This is a genomic window from Candidatus Endomicrobiellum pyrsonymphae, from assembly GCF_020328025.1.
In the GTDB taxonomy this organism is placed as follows: domain Bacteria; phylum Elusimicrobiota; class Endomicrobiia; order Endomicrobiales; family Endomicrobiaceae; genus Endomicrobiellum; species Endomicrobiellum pyrsonymphae.
This window is the reverse complement of the sequence record NZ_JAIXMZ010000095.1, coordinates 1-3,805: the sequence shown is the minus strand read 5'-3', so window position 1 is coordinate 3,805 and position 3,805 is coordinate 1. Positions and strand designations below refer to the sequence as shown.

The 3,805-nt window shown below is 33.5% G+C and carries 4 protein-coding genes and 1 pseudogene; all 5 read right to left on the bottom strand.

Annotation, left to right across the window (positions count from 1 at the left end; translation table 11 throughout):
• A partial coding sequence (locus tag LE180_RS06505; RefSeq protein ID WP_374134643.1) for a bifunctional ornithine acetyltransferase/N-acetylglutamate synthase occupies positions 1-524 on the bottom strand: 524 nt, incomplete at its 3' end.
• Between the two features lie 31 nt (positions 525-555).
• Positions 556-1,578: an N-acetyl-gamma-glutamyl-phosphate reductase gene (gene argC, locus LE180_RS06500; protein WP_374134642.1), complete on the bottom strand. Its 1,023-nt coding sequence runs from the start codon at positions 1,576-1,578 to the stop codon at positions 556-558.
• Positions 1,578-2,276, bottom strand: coding sequence for a 16S rRNA (cytidine(1402)-2'-O)-methyltransferase (gene rsmI, locus LE180_RS06495; RefSeq protein WP_374134641.1), 699 nt, complete (start codon positions 2,274-2,276; stop codon positions 1,578-1,580). The genes argC and rsmI overlap by 1 nt, the downstream gene beginning before the upstream one ends.
• Positions 2,277-2,319: 43 nt before the next feature.
• The gene (locus tag LE180_RS06490; RefSeq protein ID WP_374134640.1) at positions 2,320-2,745 is read right to left on the bottom strand and encodes a hypothetical protein; all 426 of its coding nucleotides are present in this window, start codon (positions 2,743-2,745) and stop codon (positions 2,320-2,322) included.
• An 827-nt stretch (positions 2,746-3,572) separates the two neighbouring features.
• Positions 3,573-3,805: pseudogene (locus tag LE180_RS06485) on the bottom strand (ATP-binding protein); the annotation flags it as partial.

The window sequence follows — 3,805 nt, the reverse complement described above, 5'->3', positions numbered from 1 at the left end:
CCTTTTACACACCCCCAAATTTTGGTTTCGCCGTTTTTTACTTTAACTTTTCTACAGGTTTTTTTTACAAAAGTGTCAGTGGTCATTATTGCAAGCACAGCATCATCTTCGCATTTTGGAGATATTCCAACACTGTTTTTTAATAAATCAATACTATCTCTAAATTTATTTTTTGAAATATTCAAGTACTGACCTATAACACCGGTAGAAGCGCACAAAACTGACTTCTCATTTAAATTAAAGGCTTTTTCTACAGACGAACACATATATTCGGCATCTTTTGCCCCTCTTGTACCCGTACACGCATTCGCACAACCAGAATTTGCTATAACACCAAAAAACCTATCACCTTTCTCTAATCTATCGATGTCTATAAGCACAGGCGCTGCTTTTGCAACATTTTGAGTAAACATACCAGCTGCATGCGCAGGAGATTCTGAAATAAAAAGAGCCAAATCTTTTTTGCCTGCTTTTTTTGACAAACCACTGCGTATTCCGCCAACTTTAAATCCATTTGGAAGCATTTATTAATTTCCTCTGTTCCTGTGTAATTAACTATATCAACCCCATAGTTTCAGGCAAATCAAACATAATATTCATATTTTGTACTGCTTGACCTGAAGCGCCTTTAACTAGGTTGTCTATAGCTGAAACAACAACAAGCTTGTTTGTCCTATCGTCAACTTTCATACCTATTTCGCAGTAATTTGTATTTGCAACATCTTTTATGCACGGCATTACATCTTCATCTAAAATTTTTACAAACTGCCTGCCTTTGTAAAATTCTCTATACTTCTCAATTATTTCAGACGTAGCGACAGTTTTTTTAAGATTTACGTATATTGTAGAAAACATTCCTCTTTCAACAGGCATAATATGAGGCGTAAAACTTATTGTTATCTCTTCTCTCGACAAAATTGAAAGCTCTTGTTCTATCTCAGGTATATGTCTGTGGTTGCCTGCAATTTTATATGCTCTAAAATTTGGATGTTCGACAGCAAAATATTCTTGCGCGCTTTTCCTGCCTGCGCCAGAAATACCACTTTTGGAATCTATGATTATTCCTTTCAAATCTACAAAACTGTTTTTTATTGCGGGAGCGCATCCCAATGCTACGGACGTAGGATAACAACCTGGGTTTGCAATCAGGAAAGCATTTTTTATATCGTCGGAATTAAGTTCGGATAAGCCATAAACTGCTTGATTTATGTATTTCTTTGCGATATGGGTTATTTTGTACCATTTTTCGTAAACTTCCGTATTTCTCAATCTAAAATCAGCAGATAAATCTATAATTTTAACGCTTGCATCTAAAAGCTGTGGAACAACTTCAAAAGCAACAGCGTGAGGCAAAGCAAGAAACACAACATCGCAACTGTTTGCAATTTGCCTTGTATCAAAGGATTCAATTTTTAAATCTAAATAAGCAAAATGCGAATAAACATCTCGCAAATATCTTTCTGTAGATGAGATTCTACCATAAAGACCGGTTATTTTTACGTTCGGATGTTTTGAAAGAATTTTTAAAAGTTCTTCTCCTGTATATCCTGTTATTCCTACAATTCCTACTCTAATCATTATATTTCCTTACATTCATCATTTTTAGGATATATTAAAACAACAAACTCACCAAGCAAATTTTGTCTGTTTTTTATATCTTCCAAGACTTCCTTAATTGTGCCTCTTATGTATTCCTCAAACTTTTTTGTTATTTCCCTTGCTAAACAAATTCTAGCATTTTCTTCAAAAATATTTAAACATACTTCTACAGTTTTAAGTATCCTGTGAGGCGATTCATAAAAAACAATCGTTTTTTGTAAATTCAAAAGTTCTAATAATTCTTTTCTCATTTTACCGGGTTTTCTTTTTAAAAACCCGCAAAATATAAAACCGTCTGTTGGAAGACCTGAGCCTACAAGAGCAGTCGTTACAGCGCTTGCTCCTGGCAAAACTTCAGTCTTTATTCCTTTGCCTATCGCCTCTTTAACTAAAGTGTAACCAGGATCTGAAATACCTGGAGTGCCTGCATCGGAAATCAAAGCAACTTTTTTACCGTTAGCCATTTTATCCAATATTTGCCCTAGTCTATGCTGCTCATTGTAGGAATAGAAACTTATTAGAGGTTTAGAAATTTCAAAATAAGACAAAAATTTTAGACTTCGTCTTGTATCTTCACAAGCAATTAAATCGCATTCCTTAAGGATCCTTAATGCTCTTAGAGTTACGTCTTCAAGATTGCCTATAGGTGTTGGAACTATGTATAAAATACCGCTCATAATTACATTTCTTTTAATATTTTGATAAAAATATCCACCACATCTATATCAAACTGCGTCCCTGTCTCTTGAATAAGTTCATGCATCGCGGACTCTTCCCCCAAAGATTTCCTATACTAGCCTTCAAATCCTCCGGAGAACCCTTTGACGAAACAATATGTAAATCGTCATTTTCAGAACCTGTAAGCATAAGCGTTACGGAAGCAGCTTTAACTAACTTACATGCACCTTTCACCACAGAATCTAAGAATTCATCTTTATTTACCACGCTTTTCGTATTAAGAGAAAACTCATTAGCACTTATTAACAGTGATAATAAATTATTTGAATCAGGTACGCCTTGAACTTTGTTACTAAGTCTTAAAATTTTGCTCCGGTAAGATTGCAATTTAAAATACAAAACAAAAACCCGCGCAGTGAGTGCTAAAACAGCTATAGCTAAAATAATGCAAACGCTGTAATGTATCATTTATGAGTATGCTATATAATCTATTTTCGGGAAAATACTATTTTTATACTCCAAACCGCTTAAATAAGACTACTCAATCTTTGCTTCAATATCTGCTTAGTGCGTCAAAATCTATAGCTTGTTCCTAAGTTAGCTTTTGCATTTCAATACCCTTTCGCAGTAAGAATGTCTATGTTTGCAAAAACTGAAACATTTTCCGTTATGTTATAATTTCCGCCAACTTCTGCTCCTAAAACATCCCTGCTTCCTTCTGCTTCAATATCTGCGATTTCACCTTTTAACCCCTTAATAAAGTATAAGAGCTAACTATTTTTGGAACGTTATTGTTCAATAAACGCTTACATTCAGCATTATCAATCCTCGTCATTTTTATTTTTCAGTCTTGTTTTAGTCTCATTGTACAAAAAGAACCTCATACCAGCAGAGACCGAACCATATCTTGTATCCGTGATTAGATAGACTTTTATATTTATTATACATAATTTTACTGCATAATTAAAAAATTTGGCGAGGTTGTTATCCAACATTTTGATATACACTGAGCCATTTTGTTAACACAAAAACTTGACAAATCGTATGGTTTTTTATGGAAACACATAATCAACGCATTCAAGCGACCATTGTATATACTTAGATTTATTTTTTTAAACTCTTTATATTTTTTCACAACAGCAGCATAACTTCCATTGTCTGCTTGTTTGGATACTAAGTTAATACTTATATTTTTTTCTCTAAAGTATTTTATTTAGTTCTTGTATGTACGCGTCTTCATTTTTACCTTCGCAAATGATGATGATGATATTAATTAAGTTACTCATACATATCCGTTAAATATATGGAAAAGGTATCCCTTTAAAAACGCCTTGCAAATACAATTTTCTAAAATCAGTTGTGTTGCGAATGTTTTTAAATTCAAGAGAATCCTTGAAGTCAGAAATCCTTCTTATCGTTGATCCTTCATTAAGATTTTTGTTCACAGTAGCTACTTCTAAAAATCTCAAGATATCCGCTTCTAAAATATCAGTACAATGAGTTGTAAAAACCAACTGAGCATTTTTTG